Source organism: Arthrobacter sp. 2RAF6, from assembly GCF_052115205.1.
In the GTDB taxonomy this organism is placed as follows: Bacteria; Actinomycetota; Actinomycetes; order Actinomycetales; family Micrococcaceae; genus Arthrobacter.
Map to the genome: position 1 here is coordinate 1 of NZ_JBFRGF010000015.1, position 17798 is coordinate 17798.

The window sequence follows — 17798 nt, forward strand, 5'->3', positions numbered from 1 at the left end:
CCGCCGATGCTGATCGAGGACGCGAACACCGCGTGGGCCGACTCGAAACCGTCCAGCTTGGAAATCGACGGGGAAGACACGGACCCGCCGATCAGGCGGGTCAGGGCCAGGTTCAGGCCCGTGAGCATCAGGAACGTCGCGAGCGTGACAATGAAGGACGGCAGTTTCGTCTTGACCAGGATCCACCCATTGATGAAACCGATCCCGAGCGAGACGACGAGGGCCAGCAGGACACCCACCCACGCGTTCATCGAGAAATACCAGCTGAACAACGACGCGGTCAGGGCCGAGGAAATCACGGCAACACCGGTGGAAAGGTCGAACTCGCCACCGATCATCAACAACGACACCCCCACCGCCATGATCCCGATCGTGGAAGACCCATACAGGATCGTAGCCAAAGCATTCGGCTGCGTGAACGTCTGCGAGACCGAAGCGAAGAAAATGAAGAGGACAACCGCCCCCACGAGGGCACCGACTTCAGGCCTCCCCAAAAACTTCTGGATCGGGCTGCGGCGTCCGATCCGCTCATCGCCGGGGGCCGAAGCCGGTGCCGGCGGCAGGGTTGCTGTGTTTGCCATAGGAAGAGCTCCTTGTTGCTCAGGCTGCGCGGCGGTCGCCCGCCGCGCAGCCGGAATCCTGGATCTAGCGGACGCCCTGCTGGGCGAATTTGAGGACGTCGGAAGCGTTCGACTTGTCCACGATGGTGGGACCGGTCAGGACAGGCTGTCCGCCGCCGAGCTTGAAGCCGCCACGCTTGGCCTGCCACAGGGCGTCAACGGACATGTAGCCCTGGAGCCACGGCTGCTGGTCCACCGTGAAGATCACAGAGCCATCGACAATCTTCTGGGCGAGGTCTGCGTTCAGGTCGAAGCTGGCAACCTTTGCGGAGCTGCCGGCGTCCGTGACGGATTTAAGGAGCGTGAGGGTGATCGGGGCGCCCAGACCGATGATGACATCAGCGTCCTTGGCTGCCTGGAGTTTCGCGGTGGCGGTGGATTGGACCGAGGTCATGTCCTTGCCATCGACGTAAAGGATTTCCGTTCCGGGTACTTTCGCCTTGACACCGGCACACCGCGCCTCCAGTCCGACGTGGCCTTGCTGCTGGATCACGCAGACCGGGTGCTTGAAGCCTTGCGATGCCAGCTTGGTTCCAACGGCCTCGCCGGCAAGCTTCTCGTTCGAGCCGAAGTGTGTGAACGCCCCGAGTTGTGCCGAGACATCCTCGCCGGCGTTGAGGCTCACTACGGGGATCCCGGCGTCGGTGGCCTTCTTGAGGACGTCCTTGAGGGCGTCCGGTGTGGCAAGCGTTACGGCGATGCCGTCAACCTTCTGGTCGATGGCCTGCTGCACGAGCTGCGCCTGGCGACCGGCTTCGGGGTCGCTGGTGTAGAGGAGTTCAACATTGTCCTTCGAGGATGCCTCCTCCGCGCCCTTGCGGACGATGTCCCAGAATGTATCGCCTGCCGCCGCGTGGGTGATGAGCGCCACCTTCATGCGCGGAGTGCTGACGGCTTGTCCGCCTCCGGCGGCGTTGGCGCTGTCAGCCGGTTTTCCGCCTTGGCTGGAACACGCGCTGAGAGCCATCATCGGGACGACGGCTGCCACAAGTGCCGCCTTCCGCCAGGAAAACTTCTTCACGATTTATCTCCTTTGATAGGGGTTGCGGCCCTGCCACTCTGCAGGAGCTCAAAGCCCTCTACACAGATCATGGTGACTAGCCTCACAGATGTCAATACTTTGTCCTGACATTAGGATGTTTTTACGTGAGATGGTCACATGATCTCCCCGCGAACAGCGTGAGATCGGGGTTACGGGGCCGGTCGGGCCGTGGTACTTCGCACAACCAGGACGGGATCAATCAAGGTGCGCTCGGGCTTGATGGTGGGGTCCTCAATCCTGGCGAGCAGCCTGTGCGCGGCGTCAATGCCGACGAGATCGCTACGGTTGTCGACGGAAGTGATGTCCAAGTACCTCGACTTGGCCAGCGGAGAATTGTCGTAGCCGATCACCGAAATGTCGCCGGGCACGCGAAGGCCCCTGGCCTTGAGGACGGCAAACGCGCCGACGGCCATCGTGTCGTTGGCCGCAAAGATCGCTGTCGTGTCCGGGTGGTGATCCAGCAGCCAGGAAGCGGCGGCGTAGCCATCTTCCTCCGAAGTACCCCTGGACTCGGCAATCAGAAGTTCGACGCCGGCCGCCTGGATCTGGCGCCGGAAACCGGCGCGCCGATGGGCTGACGCGCCGTCGGACCCTGAGAGATGGCCAATGCGGGTATGGCCGAGCCCCAGCAAATGGCTGGCGGCCATACCGCCCCCGCCGTCGTCGTCGTTGGTGATGAGATCGGCACCGGCAGGCACCCCCTTGCGCCACCCGGCCACGACCGTGGGCACCCACGTTCGGTCGAGCATGGACTCACTCGACTCCGCCGCGATGACCAGCCCGTCAACATGCATGGCAAGCAGCCCATCGGCGGCTTCCTTGATGCGGTTCTCGCCGGGCCGGGAGTCGGCCAGCATGACGTGGTATCCAAGGTCGGAGAAAACCGACTCCATGCCTCTAAGGAGATCGACGAACCAAAGGTTCCTGTAGTCGTCAATCAGCAGGCCAATACTCTTGGTCCGATTGCTCGCCAGCGTCGTCGCGGCCCTGCTGGGATGGTAGCCGAGCTCCGACATTGCCGCCTGGACAGCGTGGCGGCGCTTGTCACTGACCCTCTCCGGCGACTGGAGGACCAAGGACACCAACGATGGCGAGACTCCGGCCTGTTTGGCGACGTCATAGATGGTCGGGCGGCGGGTTTTGGGACTTGTCGCACTCATGATTCGGGGAACCTTTCTACTCTGTCAAGGGTATTCGCGAGACATTGACAGGACATACTCACATGATTAGGATTTAAGTCCGGTGCTAAATTGTAGCGCTCCAAAATGCCGCAAGGGGTGTTCGGCACCCAGGCTTAATTTCGAAGGAGAAATCAATGGCTGAGAGCCTAGGGGTCGCCGTCATCGGCGCAGGAATGGCCGGCAAGGCACACGCGGCGGCCTACCGCACAGCGTCCGCCCTCTACAGCCCCGTGCTTCCGCCGGTGCGCCTCGTGTCCATCGGCGATGTGAACGCAGAGTTCGGGTCCCTCGCCGCCCGACGTTTTGGCTACGAACGCAATGACACCTCGTGGCAAGCGATCGCGGAAGCCGACGACATCGACGTCGTAAGTGTCGTCATCGCGAATTCCCTCCACCGCGAGGTGGTCGAGGGACTCCTGGCCGCAGGCAAGCACGTCCTCTGCGAGAAGCCGCTGAGTGACTCGATCGAGGATGCCCGCGCCATGGCCGAGGCCGCCCGCAACGCTTCCAGCATCGCGCGCATCGGCTTTACGTTCCGCCGCACGCCCGGCATTGCCTACATCCGCGATTTGATCCGCACCGGCGTCCTCGGCAAAGTGCTGCACTTCAGCGGCCGCTACTGGACCGACTACGGCTTCAGCCCGTCTGCTCCCATGAGCTGGCGCTACAAGGGCGGCCCCGGTTCCGGCGCACTGGCCGACGTCGGAAGCCACCTGGCCTACGTCTCCGAGTTCCTCTGCGGCGACATCAAATCCATCAGCGGCGGCCGCCTCAGCACCGTGATCGACAAGCGCCCCTTGCCGCTCGCCGCCGTCATGGGCCACGACCACGCCGCTGTCAGTGACACCTTTGAGGCCGTGGAGAACGACGACTACGCAGCCTTCAACGCAGAGTTCGAGAACGGCGCCGGCAGCTTCGAAGTCTCCCGCGTAGCCGCCGGCCACGCCAACAGCCTCAACTTCGAAGTGTTCTGCGAGAACGGTGCAGCCAAGTTCGACCAGCGCCGCCCCTCCGAAATCCAGCTGTTCCTCAACGATGGCTCCGGCAACGAGAACGGCTACCGCCAGGTCATCCTCGGCCCGGGCCACCCCTACATCGCCGGCGGCCTCGCCATGGACGCCCCCGAAGTCGGCTTCGGCCAAAACGACGCTTTCGGCTACCAGGCCCGGGCGTTCCTCGAAGAGGTTGCCGGTTTGCCGGAAGCCGAATCCCTTCCCCGCTGCGCCACGTTCGACGAAGGCGTGCGCAACATGGAACTGCTCGGCGCTGTCACGGAATCCGCACTCAACAACGGAAAGACCATCACGCTATGAAACTCGGCGTCTACAACGCAATCCTGCACGACAGGCCGCTTCCCGAGGCCCTCAAGGTCATCGCGGACCTGGGTCTAACGGGCATCGAGATCAACACCGGCGGCTTCCTGCCTGCCGTCCACGTTCCCACCTTCGACGACATCCTGGTTTCGGATGCAGCGCGAGATGACTATCTGGGCATCTTCGAGGGGACCGGCGTCGCGATTGCAGGCCTGAACTGCAACGGCAACCCCTTGCACCCGAAGCGCGAGATCGGCGAGAAACATGCCGAGGACATCCGCCGCTCCATCCGGCTCGCAGAGCGCCTCGGCCAGAACCGGGTGGTTACCATGTCCGGGCTGCCTGGTGGGGAACCCGGCGCGACCGTGACGAACTGGATCGTCAACGCGTGGAATTCGGCGGCTTTGGATGTGCTGGATTACCAATGGGACATCGCGGCGAAGTTCTGGCGCGAAACCGACCGCCTTGCCGCAGACCACGGGGTCAAGGTGGCCCTCGAACTGCACCCGCAGAACATCGTGTTCAACACTGCCGACGTGCACAGGCTCATCGAGCTCACGGGAGCCACCCACGTGGGCGTTGAACTGGACGCATCGCACCTGTTCTGGCAACAGATGGATCCCGTCGCGGTGGTCCGCGAACTCGGCCCGCTGGTTTTCCAGGCAGCCGCGAAAGACGTCCGTGTCAACACCGCGAACGCCGCTCTCTACGGAGTCCTCGACAACAGCTTCCGTCGCCTCTCGCCGGACGAAAGCCGCACGAACCTCGGCGGCGACGAGTGGGCCAACGAGTGGCCCAAGAACTCCGCGTGGGACTTCGTTGCCCTCGGCCGCGGCCACGACACCGCCTTTTGGACCGAGTTCCTGCGCGCCTTGCACGAAGCGGATCCAGGCATGCTCGTCAACATCGAACATGAAGATACCTCGCTCGGCCGGATCGAAGGGCTCGAAGTGGCAGCCAAGGTCCTGCGGGACGCCGACGCGGCGCTTTCGGCGTCGCTGAAGGTTACGGCTTAGGCGGCACATCGAACCATAGAGGAGGGCCCCATCCGAGTCGGWTGGGGCCCTCCTCTGTTGTCCCGCAAGGCTTTCCGTTCCCGTCCTTGGTATGCTGAATGATGAATCCATAAAATAGTCAAGCAAAGGCTTGTACTGACGGGCAGGGAGCAGTCATGGAAGAGTTCGCCGATTTCCGGGCACCGCTGTACGAGGTGAAGGCCAATCTGTTCAAGGGGCTGGCCCACCCGGTCAGGATCCGGGTATTGGAGCTGCTGTCGGCGGCGCCCGAGGTGTCGGTGACGGAGCTTCTGGCCGCAACGGGCCTGGAGGCTTCGCACTTGTCCCAGCATCTGTCGGTGCTGCGCCGATATCACCTCGTCAAGGGAGAACGACGGGCCCTGCAGATGTTCTACACCTTGGCGTACCCACAGGTCGCGGAACTCCTCTCCGTGGCGAGACTGTTGCTCAACGACATGCTGCACACCACCCGGGCGCAGCTTGAGTCCTCAGAAGCGACTGCACCCGTGTCCGCTGCAGCGGCCAGCACCCAATGAAGATCCTCGTCGCGGCCCGGGCCTTCCTGCCCGTGCGGCAGGATTACGCGCTGTTGCCGCGTACCTGGAAAGGAGATTTGGTTGCCGGGGTCACCGTCGGCATTGTCGCGTTGCCCCTGGCTCTGGCGTTCGGTGTCAGTTCCGGCGCGGGTGCGGCCAGCGGGCTGATCACCGCCGTGATCGCCGGCGTGATCGCGGCCGTTTTCGGTGGTTCCAATATCCAGGTCTCCGGACCCACCGGCGCCATGGTCGTGGTTCTGGGCCCGGTCATCGCCGCCCACGGGATCGGTGCACTGGCCGCAGTCTCGGTCCTTGCCGGGGTGATAGTGGTTGCCGCCGGACTACTCAAACTCGGGCGGGTCGTGACGCTCCTGCCCTGGCCGGTGATCGAGGGCTTTACCGTCGGAATCGCGATAATCATCTTCCTGCAGCAGGTCCCGGCCGCGTTCGGCGCCAAGCCCGGGCCCAGCAGCAACGCTGTCATCTCGGCCATCCAGGCCATCGGCACCGTGTCACCAGCCTCGGTTCTTGCCCCGGTGGCCTTGGTCGTCCTCGTGGCGTTGATCATGGTTGCCTCACCGCGGATCCATCCCCGGATCCCGGGCTCGCTTATCGCGATCATCATCGCCACTGTGGCAGCGCAGTTCCTCGACCTGCCCGTGACCCGGATCGGTGCCCTGCCCGATTCCCTGCCGGCCCCGATGATGCCTTCCCTGGACCTGGCGACGATCACCGCGCTGGCCGGGTCCGCGGCCACGATCGCGGCCCTTGCCGCGATCGAGTCGCTGCTCTCGGCACGGGTCGGGGCCTCGATCTCCGATACCGGCCCCTACGACGCGGACCGTGAGCTCCTGGGCCAGGGCCTGGCGTCCGTCGCGTCCGGATTCTTCGGCGGCATGCCCGCCACGGGTGCCATCGCCCGCACCGCGGTGAACATTCGCTCGGGCGGCCGGACACGCCTCGCCGCCATAACCCATGCGCTGGTCCTGCTGGCCGTGGTGTACCTGGCCACCGGCCCGGTTTCCCGCATCCCCCTTGCCGCGCTGGCCGGGGTGCTGATGGTCACCGCGACACGTATGGTCTCCCTCAAGACGCTGCGCAGCGTGATCGGATCAACCCGCGCCGACACTGTCGTGTTCTTCGTCACCGCGCTGATCACCGTGTCCTTCGACCTGATCGAGGCCGTGGAAATCGGGATCGCGGCCGCCGCCTTCTTCGCCCTGCGTGCCCTGGTCCGGTCCAGCGGCGTGCACCGGGAGGAAATCCCCGGCCCGGTCCACGAGGGGGACGAGCACATCGCCGTGTTCCGGCTCGACGGGGCCCTGTTCTTCGCCGCCGCCGAGCGCGTCCTGGAGCGGGTAAGCGCCATCCGGAACGTCGACGTCGTGATCATCCGAATGTCACAACTGCAGATCCTGGACGCAACCGGGGCCAGAACCATCACAGACATCGTCCAGGCCCTGGAACGCCGCGGAATCACCGTGCTGATCAAAGGGATCCAGGAGCGCCACCTTCGACTCGTCACCCAGGTGGGGGTCCTTGACTCCCTTCGCCACCACAAACACCTCTTCACCGAACTGGCCCCCGCCGTGGAGCACGCCCGAAGCCACGTCGCCCGCGCCGCACACGACCCCGCCGACGGCCCACCCGTGAAAGAAAACTAAGGCCGTTCGACGTCGGGGTATCGCCACCGGTAGTTGCGGCGACCTTGAGAGATCGCCGCAACCCTTTTGGCCGCCCCTACAGGGCCTTGGCGATGTACTTGCCCATGGTCTCCAACTGGTAGCGGGACACCTCGTTGGCGTTGTCGTCCTCGGCGAAGACGCTCGACACCATGACGGTGTTGTCCTTGTCCAGGAAGCCGATTTCCTTGAGTCCGCCAAAGAACTCGTCCCAGTTGACGTCGCCGTCGCCGATCTTGAGGTGCTGGTGCACGCGCACGGCATTGCCGGGCGGGTTGGTGATGTAGCGCAGCCCGTGGGAGGCATGGTGATCCATGGTGTCGGACACGTGGACCAGGCGCAGCTTGTCCCCCGCCGCCCGCATGATGTCGAGCGGCTTGTTGCCCATGTGGAACGTGTGGGAGGCAACATAGACCATGCCGATGTTGGGCGAGTTCACGCCACGGATGACACGCAGGGCGGAGAGCCCGTCCTCCACGAAGTCGTCCGGGTGCGGGTCGATGAGAACGTCCAGTCCTTCGCGTTCGATGATCGGAAGCAGCTCTTCCACGGAGCGGTAGAACGACCTTTCGGACTCCTCTGCCTTTTCAGGACGCCCGCTGAATTCGGTGTTCATCGTCTGTACGCCGAGATCGACAGTGATCTGGATGGCACGCTTCCAGTAGCGGACAGCGGCCTCGCGGGCGTCCTCATCCGGTCCGGACCAGCGCAGCACGGGAAGCACCGAGGCGATCTCGACGTCGGCATCCTTGCAAGCCTTCTTCAACTGGCCCACCAGTTCGTCGTCAGCCTTGGGGTGGTTGAAGAACGGGATGAAGTCAGCGTGCGGGGTCAGCTGGAGGTATTTGTAGCCGAGATCGGCGGCCAGCCGCGGAAACTCCAGGAGGCTGTGGCTGTGGTGGAACGGGGTGGGATCGAGGGCAATCTTCATGGTCACTCCTACCTGTACAGCTCAGGCTTGGTGTTCAGCTGTACCGCGACCTTTTCGCCCGACTTCTGGGCTTCGACGCCTGCTTCGCAGCAAGCAGCGGTGGCGTAGCCATCCCAGGCGGTGGGGCCGCCGATTTCGCCGCGGCGTGCCGCGTCCACCCAAGCCTGGACCTCGACGTCGTACGCGGCACCGAAGCGCTCCTCAAAACCGGGCGTGACCTTGCCGCCCCAGCGGCCGGCGCTGCGGACGTAAGGACCGCCGTCGCCGCCGATGTTCACAATGCCGTCCTCGAAGGACGCCTGGGTGGCTACTTCGTAGCCGAACTTGGCGTTCACGTAGATTTCGACGTCGGCCAGGACACCGGATTCGGTTTCGATCAGGACATGCTGGGGATCGTGCTGGCCGTTCGGGGCGTTGCGCGTCGCCTTGCCCAGGCGGACCTGCACGGCGGTGATTTCCTCGCCGGTGAAGAAGCGGATGGCATCGAATTCGTGGACCACGGAGTCGTTGATGAGCATCTCGTTGGTGAAGCCCTCGGGGGTGTTCGGGTTGCGGTGCTGGTGGTGCAGCATGAGCAGCTCGCCGAGTTCATGGTCGCGGATCACGGAGCCCAGGGCGGCGTACTCGGCGTCGAAGCGGCGCATGAAGCCCACCTGGATGCGCTTGTGGCCGAGTGCCGTTTCGGCCTGGACAACCTTCCAGGCACTCTCGGCATCCGGAGTAAGCGGCTTTTCGCACAGGATCGGGAAGCCCTTCTCCAGCGACTTGTAGAGGATTTCCTCGTGCAGGAAACCGGGGGTGGCAATCAGCACGGCGTTGACGTCGCCGTTGTTGAGCGCCTCTTCGGCGCTGGCGAGGGCGACGGCGCCGTCGATCCCTGCGATGGCGGCCTGCGCGCGGGCGAGGTCGACGTCGACGACGGCGGCCACTTCGGCGCCGTGGATGCGGGTGCTGAGCCGCTTGATGTGGTCGGCGCCCATGCGGCCTGCGCCGATGACGGCCACGCGGAGAATGTCAGTCAATGTTCTGTCCTTAGGTGTCTGGGCTGTTGTGCTCGGCGTTTTGTGCTATCGCACAGTGGTTCGGGAACCGCACGAAAGCAGGTAGTTGCGGGTGCGCTTGGCAATGGGCATGGGGACGTCGAAGGCCACGGGGTACATGTCCTGTTCCACAATGCCAAAGATCGGGCGGTTGAGTCCTTCAACGGCCTCGATGACTGCACGCAGGTCTGGGAGGCCGTTCGGCGGTTCGGTCATGACGCCGGCCAGATTGGCTGCCGCCCAGGTCATGTTTTCCTCGTTGACTTGTCTCAGGATGTCTGGGTTGATCTGCTTCAGGTGCAGGTAGCCGATGCGGTCCGGGTAGTTCTTGATCAGTTCCAAGCTGGAGGCTCCGCAGTATTCGGCGTGTCCGGTGTCCAGGCAGAGGTTCAGGTACTTCGAATCCGTGGACGCCAGGAGCGTTTCGATGTCCGCTTGCGCCCCGACGTGGGAATCGGCGTGCGAGTGGAACTGCTGCTTCAGGCCGAAGTCTTCCAGCAGGGTTTTGCCCAGGCGGTTATGGCCGGAGAACAGCTCGCTCCAGGCTTTCTCGGTGAGCTCCCCGCTTTCCACTGCTTCCCCGGTGACGTCGTCGCGCCACATGGCCGGGATGACCACGATGTGCTCGCCGCCCATGGCGGCCGTGAGCTCGGCTACCTTACGGGCGGGTTCCCAGGCGGTCTCCCATTGGTCCAACCCACGATGGAAGGCCGTGAAGACCGTTCCGGCCGTGACCTTGAGATCGCGCTGCTTGAGTTCCTCGGCGAGGCGCGTGGGATCGTTCGGCAAGTAGCCGTAGGGGCCTAGTTCGATCCACTTGTAGCCGGATTCGGCCACTTCGTCGAGGAATCGCTCCCACGGGGTCTGCTGGGGGTCATCCGCGAACCAGACTCCCCAGGAGTCAGGGGCCGTGCCGATGATGAGTTTGTTTTCTGTCATTGCTCAATCCTTAACGTTGACTGCTCCCCACCGGGGGCCGCAGCCCAACTGACTCGCATTTGTTGTCGTTATGAGGGCTCAAAACGACTGTGAGGGCCCACGCCGCCAGGGTTCCCTGGCCGAGCTTGCGAGGCGAGGGTGGCGGTGGGGATTAGTTGGAGGGGAAGTTGTAGGAGGCGCCGGAGGCGTGGGTGGGTTCGGGCCAGCGGGAGGTGATGACCTTGCCGCGGGTGTAGAAGGAGACGCCTTCGGGTCCGTAGATGTGCTTGTCGCCGAAGAGGGAGGCTTTCCACCCGCCGAAGGAGTGGTAGGCCACGGGTACCGGCAGGGGCACGTTGATGCCCACCATGCCCACGGTGACGGCGCGCTGGAACTTGCGGGCGTTGGCGCCGGAGGAGGTGAAGATGGCGGTGCCGTTGCCGTAGGGGTTGGAGTTGATGAGCCTGATGCCTTCGTCCAGGTCCTCCACGCGCACGACGACGAGGACGGGTCCGAAGATTTCCTCGGTGTAGGCGCTCATTCCGGTCTTGACGTGGTCGATCACGGTGGGGCCGACCCAGAATCCTTCTTCGTGGCCGGGGACCACGAGGTCGCGGCCGTCCACGACCATCGCCGCGCCCGCGGCTTCGGCTTCAGTGACGATCCGCACGATGCGTTCCTTGGAGGCCGGGGTGATGACCGGTCCCATTTCGGCGTCGGGTTCGGTGCCGTTCCTGACCTTCACCGCGAGGGCGCGTTCTTCGACCTTCTTGACCAGCAGCTCGGCGGCGTCCCCGACGGCGACCGCGACGGAGATGGCCATGCAGCGTTCCCCGGCGGAACCGAACGCGGCGGCGGCCAGGTGGTCGGCGGCGTTGTCCAGGTCGGCGTCGGGCATGATGATCGCGTGGTTCTTCGCCCCGCCCAGGGCCTGGACCCGCTTGCCGTGCGCCGTGGCGGTTTCGTGGACGTACTTGGCGATCGGGGTGGACCCGACGAAGGAGATGCCGTCCACGTCCGGGTGGGTCAGGAGCCCGTCCACGGTTTCCTTGTCCCCGTGCAGGACCTGGAACACGCCGTCGGGCAGGCCGGCCTGCTTCCACAGCTTCGCCAGCAGCATGGATGCGGAAGGGTCCCGTTCGGAGGGCTTGAGGATGAACGCGTTGCCGGTGGCGATCGCCATCGGCGCCATCCAGAGCGGCACCATGACGGGGAAGTTGAACGGGGTGATGCCGGCGACGACGCCGAGGGGCTCGCGGAAGGAGAACACGTCGATGCCGGTGGAGACCTGGTCCGAGTACTCGCCCTTGAGCAGGGTCGGAATCCCGCACGCGAATTCGATGACCTCCAGACCGCGGCCGATCTCGCCCTTCGCATCGGAAATGACCTTGCCGTGCTCGGCCGTGACCAGGGCCGCAAGTTCCTCTACATGGGAGGCGACCAGCTCACGGAACGTGAACAACACCGCGGTGCGCTTGGCCAGGGAGAAATCGCCCCACTTTACGCTCGCGGCCTTCGCGGCCGCGACGGTGGCGTCCAGATCGGCCCGGTTCGCGAGCCGCAGCTCCGCGGTCACGGCGCCGGTGGCCGGGTTGTACACCGGCTGGCTGCGGTCGCCGGCGCCGGCGGTTTCAACACCGTTGATGAAATGCTTGATGGTGGTCATGGTGGTCGTCGTCGACATGTGCGGACTTCCTTGTCTGTGGCTTGAAGAGAGCTTGAGGGGTTTAGCCGAGCAGCTTGCGCTGGCGGTTCTTGTGGTCTGTGTACGTCTTGTAGGCCTGCTGGGTGGATTCGAGTTCGGAGACCTGCGAGACGGGGACGTCCCACCAGGATTCGGAGCTCGGGGCATCCAGCAGGGGGTCCGATTCGACGTGGATGACGATCGGTCCGGTCTCTTCCGGTGCCGCTTTCGCGTCGCGGATGGCTTGTTCGAGTTCGGCGATGACTTTCTCTCCCGGTTCGATCCTGATCACCTTCGCGCCGAGGGACTCGGCGTTGAGGGCAAGGTCGATGGGCAGGTTCTCGCCGGCGTCGAATGAGTGTTGTTCCTTGTCCAGCACGCGGTACTGGGTGCCGAAGCGCTGCGAGCCCAGCGACTCGGAGAGCGAACCGATCGAGGCGTAACCGTGGTTCTGGATGAGGACGACGATCAGTTTGATGCGTTCGGCGACGGCGGTGACCAGTTCGGTATGCATCATCAGGTAGGAGCCGTCCCCCACCATGACCACGACGTCGCGGTCCGTGCCGCCCGCGGCGGACTCGGCCAACGCGGCGCGCTTGACGCCCAGGCCACCGGGGATCTCGTAACCCATGCAGGAGTAGGCGTATTCCACGTGGTATCCGAAGGGATCCCGGACGCGCCACATCTTGTGCAGGTCACCCGGCAGGGAACCGGCGGCGCAGATGACAACGTCCTGCTCATCCATGGCCCGGTTGGTGGCGCCGATGATCTCGTTCTGCGCCGGGAGCGGCGTGTGGCGGGTGTCGAAGGCTTCGTCCACGATGCCGTCCCAGCGCTTCTTCTCGGCCGCGATCTTCTGCTCGAGGTCCGCGCCGACACGGTAGCCGCCGAGTGCCTGGTTCAGCTTGACCAGTGCCTTGCGGGCGTCGGCGACGATCGGCAGCACGGTGCCGTGCTTGTACGCGTCGATTGCGGCCACGTTGATGTTCACGAACTTCACGTCGGGGTTCTGGAAGGCAGTGCGCGACGCCGTCGTGAAGTCCTCGTAACGGGTACCGATGCCGATGATCAAGTCAGCCTCGGCAGCGATGGCGTTCGCCGCCGTCGTGCCCGTGGAGCCGATGGCTCCGAGCGAGAACTTGTGGTCCCACGGCAGGACGCCGACGCCGGCCTGGGTGTTGCCCACCGGGATGCCGGTCAGTTCGGCGAACTTGGCGAGCTCCTCGTTGGCGAAGGCGTAGAGGACGCCGCCGCCCGCAATGATCAATGGCCGTTTCGCGGCACGGATGGCTTCGGCGGCGCGGCGGATGTCGTCGTCGTCTGCTTCGGGGCGGCGGATCCGCCACTCACGCTCGGCCAGGAACTCCTCCGGGACATTCAGCGCCTCGGCCTGGACGTCCTGCGGCAGCGAAATGGTCACGGCGCCGGTCTCGGCCGGGTCCGTCAGGACGCGCAGGCCGTGGTGGAACGCGGAGAACAACTGCTCCGGCCGGGAGACCCGGTCGAAGAACTTCGAAAGCGGACGGAATGCGTCGTTGACCGTGATGTCGTAGGCGTAAGGCAGCTCGAGCTGCTGCAGCACGGGGTCCGCGGCGCGAGTGGCGAAGGTATCGGACGGCAGCAGCAGGACCGGCAGCCGGTTGGTGGTGGCCAGCGCCGCGCCGGTCAGCAGGTTCGACGAGCCGGGCCCGATCGAGGTGCTGATCGCAAACGTCTGCCGGCGGCGGGTGTGCCGGGCATAGCCAACAGCCTGGTGCGCCTGGGCCTGCTCGTTGCGGCCCTGGTAGTACGGCATGATGCTCGGGTCCGCGGCTTGGTACTGCTTGAGGGCCTGGCCCACGCCGGCGACGTTGCCGTGCCCGAAGATCCCGAAAGTGCCCGGAATCAAGCGCTCCCGGTACTCGCTCCCGCCGACGGTGTCCACCGTGTACTGCTTGGACAGGAACTCGACAACCGCCTGGGCGACGGTCATTCTGCGCGTTGACATTACTCTTACTCCGATACTTTCGCAGGTGTCTTCAGCAGCTCTGGCGTCTTCAAGAGCGAAGCGGCGGTGGCAACGGCCCCGGCAACATCTCCGTCGGCCGGATACAGAAGGGTCCGACCCACAGTCAATCCCTGGACCCCGGGCAGGGCAAGCGCTGCCTGCCAGCTGGCGAAGACCTCATCCTGGCCCGCATCCGGATCCCCGCCCAACAAGACCGTGGGCAGGGTGGTGGCCGCCATGACCCGTTCCATCTCCGCCACCACAGGCAGTTTCATCCAGGTGTAGGCGCTCGTGGAACCCAGACCCTGCGCAATCGCGACCGACTTGATCACGGCGTCGGGGGAAAGATCGTTGCGGACCCTGCCGTTTGCCTCGCGGACGGACAGGAAAGGCTCCACCATCGCGATGAGCTTGCGCGCGGCGAGGGAGTCCACTGCCTTGGCTGTGGCTTCCAGGATCGATGCCGTGTCCGGGTCCCCGAGGCAGATCCGGGTGAGCATCTTCCCGCCATCGGCACCGAGGGCGTCCAGAGCGGCTGCGGTGTGGCCCGTGAAGCGGTCGTCGATCTCATTGACCAGCCCGGCGAGGCCGCCGCGGTTCATCGAGCCGAAGACAAGCTTGCCCTCAAGGGCGCCGAGCAGGAGCAGGTCGTCCATGATGTCCGGTGACGCCAGGACACCATCGACGGCAGGATTCGCCAAAGCGATCTGCAGCCGGTCCAAAAGATCCCGGCGGTCCGCCATGGCCACCGGGTCCGAACCGACGCTCAGGGCGCCGCGGGCCGGGTGGTCGGCGGCCACGATGAAGTTCTGGGTCCCGTACTTCAGGCTCGGGTGGCGGCGACGTGCGGCGGCGGCGCGGGCAACGGCGTCGGGATCTTCAAGCCGGATGGCACTGAGGTGCTCGTAACGGCGGGGGTCATCATTGAAGCTCAACGGGTTGCTCCTTCGGAAACTGCTGCGTGGGAAGCTGCCTGGTTGCCGGCCGGGGTCAGGCGGCCGCGTTCGGCGAGCAACGAGGTGACTTCCTCCGGCGTCGGCATCGCGTCGGCGCACGAGAGTCGGGAGGCGACGATCGCGCCTGCGGCATTGGCGTAGTCCAGGATCCGGGCCAAAGGCCAGCCGGAGAGCAGGCCGTGGCAGAAAGCACCGCCGAAAGAGTCGCCCGCCCCCAGGCCATTGACGGTCTCAACGGGAACCGGCGCGGAAACAACGCGTTCCGTGCGGGTCTTGGCCATGACACCTTCGGGGCCGAGCTTGACGACGGCGATCTCGACGCCGGCGGCCAGCAGACGGTCCGCCTGCTCGTCCGGGGTTCCTTCACCGACCGCGACGGCACATTCCTTGTCATTGCCAATGGCCACCGTGACGTGTGGCAGGATCTTGGCGACCTCTGCCCGGGCCTCGTCCTCGGAAGCCCAGAACATCGGCCGGTAGTCCAGGTCCAGGATGGTGTACTGGCCCTCGTTCAGGCCGGTGCGCGGCCGGGCCTCGTGCGCCGCAATGTGCGCTGCGCGGCTGGGTTCCTGGCAGAGGCCAGTCACAGTGGACCAGAAGATGCCGGCGTCCTTGATAGCCTCCAGGTCAAGTTCCTCGGCCTTGATCTGCAGGTCCGGTGCCGTGGGGAAACGGCCGTAGAAGTACAACGGGAAGTCATGCGGGGGCTGGATCGCGCAGAACGTGGCAGGAGTTTGAAGGCCCGCCACCGGGGTGACGAATGCGTCGTCGACCTTGAACTTGCGCAGCTCGCGGTGCAGGTAGATCCCGAACGGGTCATCGCCGGTACGTGTAATCACGCCGGATCGGCGGCCGTGGCGGGCTGCGGCAACAGCCACGTTGGACGGCGAGCCGCCAAGATACTTGCCGAAGGACTGCACGTCCTCAAGTCCCACACCGATGTCGTTCGGGTAGATATCAACGCTGATGCGCCCGATGGTGAGCAGTTCGTGGGTCACGGTGATCGCGGACCTTTCTGTAGTGAACTCTTCTTGCGGGACGGTGAGAGCTCCGGTGCTTTTGCCGGCCCGCAGTGAGCGGGGCCACAACCACTACTTTGCACCAGAATTCATGTCCTGTCAAAGGTTTGTACTGACATATTTACAACGAAACGTAATGACCTAAACTACGCGGCGGTTCGGGCTTGAATCCGCTCCAAAACGCCGGAGTTACCGGGCGGGAACGGCAAGCTCGCCAGTGACATACTGCGCCCGGCCAAAGCCGAAGGACCAGTCATCGGCACTGTTTTCCACGTACCCCAGGAAGACATCCTCACCAGCGACGCCTATCTCGCCGAGCCGGGCGGCAATGGCGGCGAACAAGGACTGCTTGGCTTCGCGGCTCCGCCCACCCTGGGTGAATATCTGGATCATGACAACGCCGGAACTCCGTTCGAAACCAAGGCCGGCGTCCTGCGCAACAATCTGGCCCGCGGGATGCTCGGTGATGATGTGGAAGTAATCGCGCTCGGGGATGCCATACTCGGCGAAGATTGCATCGTGGATTCGCTTGCTAAGGTCACCGAGCTGGCTAGGCGTGCGGCCTTCGTTGACATCAATGCGGACGAGGGGCATCTGCTCTCCTTAGTTAGTTTGTCCTGACATACTAACAAACTATCGACTTGGACCACAAGCTCTTTCCCCCGTGGCACCCCTCCCCCGCGACGCTCGCTCACCTATATGGCCTTATCCACCAACGCTCGCTCACCTATATGGGCTTAAGCACTAACGCTCGCTCACTTGATGTGAGCGAGCGTCGGGCGAAAAGCCTTCAAAGGTGAGCGAGCGTTCGTGAAAAAGACGCGATTGGTGAGCGAGCGTTGGTCCTTGCAACGTTCGGCCGGCAGTCCAACAGTTAAACGACGACGGCGCCCGTCACCTTCACTTGGAAGGTGACGGGCGCCGTCGTACTTTTCAGTCGCGCGGAAACCCTGCGCGGGGTTTTGCTAGAGGGTCGCGAAGACCTCGCGGAGGAGCTTGGCGGTCTCGGACGGCGTCTTGCCGACCTTCACGCCTGCAGCTTCGAGAGCTTCCTTCTTGGCCTGTGCCGTACCCGCGGAGCCGGAGACGATGGCGCCTGCGTGGCCCATGGTCTTGCCCTCGGGGGCAGTGAAGCCTGCAACATAGCCGACAACCGGCTTGGTGACGTTGGCCTTGATGAAGTCGGCTGCCCGCTCTTCAGCGTCGCCACCGATTTCGCCGATCATGACGATTGCCTTGGTCTCCGGGTCAGCCTCGAACGCAGCCAGGGCGTCGATGTGCGTGGTGCCGATGACGGGGTCGCCACCGATGCCGATCGCGGTGGAGAAGCCGAGGTCGCGCAGCTCGTACATCATCTGGTAAGTCAAGGTACCGGACTTGGAGACCAAACCGATGGGGCCCTTGCCCGTGATGTTTGCCGGGGTGATGCCAACCAGGGCTTCGCCCGGGGTGATGATGCCGGGGCAGTTCGGGCCGATGATGCGGGTGATCTGATTGCCGTCAGCGTCCACCGTGGCCTGGGCGAGTGCCCAGAACTCGGCGGAGTCCTGAACCGGCACGCCTTCGGTGATGACAACAACCAGGCCGATGCCTGCTTCGATGGCTTCAACGACGGCGGCCTTGGTGAATGCCGGCGGGACGAAAACGATCGAGACGTCGGCGCCGGTCTCGGCAATGGCTTCCTTGACGGTGCCGAAGACGGTGATTTCCTTGTCGCCGTGCAGCACGGTGGTGCCAGCCTTGCGGGCGTTGACGCCGCCGACGATGTTGGTGCCGGCCTTGAGCATCAGGGCGGTGTGCTTGGTGCCTTCGCCGCCGGTGATGCCCTGGACGATGACCTTGGAGTCCTTGTTCAGATAAATAGACATTGTGA

At 64.4% G+C, this 17798-nt stretch carries 16 protein-coding genes; 4 read left to right on the plus strand and 12 right to left on the minus strand.

What is annotated here, in order from left to right; all coding sequences use genetic code 11:
- The 3 genes from AB4Z38_RS12415 to AB4Z38_RS12425 form a co-directional block, all read right to left on the minus strand.
- Window positions 1-581 (minus strand): ABC transporter permease (locus AB4Z38_RS12415; protein WP_441429999.1); only part of this gene is annotated, 581 nt, incomplete at its 3' end.
- Between the two features lie 64 nt (window positions 582-645).
- The gene (locus tag AB4Z38_RS12420; protein WP_441430000.1) at window positions 646-1641 is read right to left on the minus strand and encodes a substrate-binding domain-containing protein; all 996 of its coding nucleotides are present in this window, start codon (window positions 1639-1641) and stop codon (window positions 646-648) included.
- A gap of 170 nt (window positions 1642-1811) precedes the next feature.
- A complete protein-coding gene (locus AB4Z38_RS12425) occupies window positions 1812-2822 on the minus strand; it encodes a LacI family DNA-binding transcriptional regulator (protein ID WP_441430001.1) in 1011 nt (336 codons plus the stop codon).
- A 155-nt stretch (window positions 2823-2977) separates the two neighbouring features.
- Between AB4Z38_RS12425 and AB4Z38_RS12430 the strand changes: the two genes are divergently transcribed.
- The 4 genes from AB4Z38_RS12430 (at window position 2978) to AB4Z38_RS12445 (ending at window position 7372) form a co-directional block, all read left to right on the plus strand.
- Entirely contained in the window at window positions 2978-4156 is a 1179-nt protein-coding gene (locus AB4Z38_RS12430) for a Gfo/Idh/MocA family protein (protein ID WP_441430002.1), read from the plus strand.
- Window positions 4153-5172, plus strand: a complete 1020-nt coding sequence (locus AB4Z38_RS12435) for a sugar phosphate isomerase/epimerase family protein (RefSeq protein ID WP_441430003.1) — start codon at window positions 4153-4155, stop codon at window positions 5170-5172. The genes AB4Z38_RS12430 and AB4Z38_RS12435 overlap by 4 nt, the downstream gene beginning before the upstream one ends.
- A 155-nt stretch (window positions 5173-5327) precedes the next feature.
- A complete protein-coding gene (locus AB4Z38_RS12440) occupies window positions 5328-5708 on the plus strand; it encodes an ArsR/SmtB family transcription factor (protein WP_441430004.1) in 381 nt (126 codons plus the stop codon).
- Window positions 5705-7372, plus strand: a complete 1668-nt coding sequence (locus tag AB4Z38_RS12445; protein ID WP_441430005.1) for a SulP family inorganic anion transporter — start codon at window positions 5705-5707, stop codon at window positions 7370-7372. The genes AB4Z38_RS12440 and AB4Z38_RS12445 overlap by 4 nt, the downstream gene beginning before the upstream one ends.
- 76 nt (window positions 7373-7448) lie before the next feature.
- Here the strand turns inward: AB4Z38_RS12445 and AB4Z38_RS12450 are convergent, their stop codons facing one another.
- From AB4Z38_RS12450 to sucD, 9 genes are all read right to left on the minus strand, one after another.
- Window positions 7449-8321 carry a sugar phosphate isomerase/epimerase family protein gene (locus tag AB4Z38_RS12450; RefSeq protein WP_441430006.1) on the minus strand — a complete coding sequence of 291 codons (873 nt, stop codon included), beginning with the start codon at window positions 8319-8321 and terminating at the stop codon, window positions 7449-7451.
- 8 nt (window positions 8322-8329) lie between these two features.
- Window positions 8330-9343 carry a Gfo/Idh/MocA family protein gene (locus AB4Z38_RS12455; RefSeq protein WP_441430007.1) on the minus strand — a complete coding sequence of 338 codons (1014 nt, stop codon included), beginning with the start codon at window positions 9341-9343 and terminating at the stop codon, window positions 8330-8332.
- Window positions 9344-9388: 45 nt separating this feature from the next.
- Window positions 9389-10300, minus strand: a complete 912-nt coding sequence (locus AB4Z38_RS12460) for a sugar phosphate isomerase/epimerase family protein (RefSeq protein WP_441430008.1) — start codon at window positions 10298-10300, stop codon at window positions 9389-9391.
- Window positions 10301-10451: 151 nt separating this feature from the next.
- Window positions 10452-11963 carry a CoA-acylating methylmalonate-semialdehyde dehydrogenase gene (locus AB4Z38_RS12465; RefSeq protein WP_441430009.1) on the minus strand — a complete coding sequence of 504 codons (1512 nt, stop codon included), beginning with the start codon at window positions 11961-11963 and terminating at the stop codon, window positions 10452-10454.
- 43 nt (window positions 11964-12006) lie between these two features.
- On the minus strand, window positions 12007-13935 hold the full coding sequence (gene iolD, locus AB4Z38_RS12470; RefSeq protein WP_441430075.1) for a 3D-(3,5/4)-trihydroxycyclohexane-1,2-dione acylhydrolase (decyclizing): 1929 nt from the start codon (window positions 13933-13935) through the stop codon (window positions 12007-12009).
- A 20-nt stretch (window positions 13936-13955) separates the two neighbouring features.
- On the minus strand, window positions 13956-14885 hold the full coding sequence (locus tag AB4Z38_RS12475; RefSeq protein ID WP_441430010.1) for a Cgl0159 family (beta/alpha)8-fold protein: 930 nt from the start codon (window positions 14883-14885) through the stop codon (window positions 13956-13958).
- On the minus strand, window positions 14882-15904 hold the full coding sequence (gene iolC, locus AB4Z38_RS12480; protein WP_441430011.1) for a 5-dehydro-2-deoxygluconokinase: 1023 nt from the start codon (window positions 15902-15904) through the stop codon (window positions 14882-14884). The genes AB4Z38_RS12475 and iolC overlap by 4 nt, the downstream gene beginning before the upstream one ends.
- Window positions 15905-16114: 210 nt before the next feature.
- Window positions 16115-16519, minus strand: coding sequence for a tautomerase family protein (locus tag AB4Z38_RS12485; RefSeq protein WP_441430012.1), 405 nt, complete (start codon window positions 16517-16519; stop codon window positions 16115-16117).
- Between the two features lie 371 nt (window positions 16520-16890).
- Window positions 16891-17793 (minus strand): succinate--CoA ligase subunit alpha, encoded by a 903-nt coding sequence (gene sucD, locus AB4Z38_RS12490; protein WP_441430013.1) that lies wholly within the window; start codon window positions 17791-17793, stop codon window positions 16891-16893.
- Between the last annotated feature and the right edge of the window lie 5 nt (window positions 17794-17798).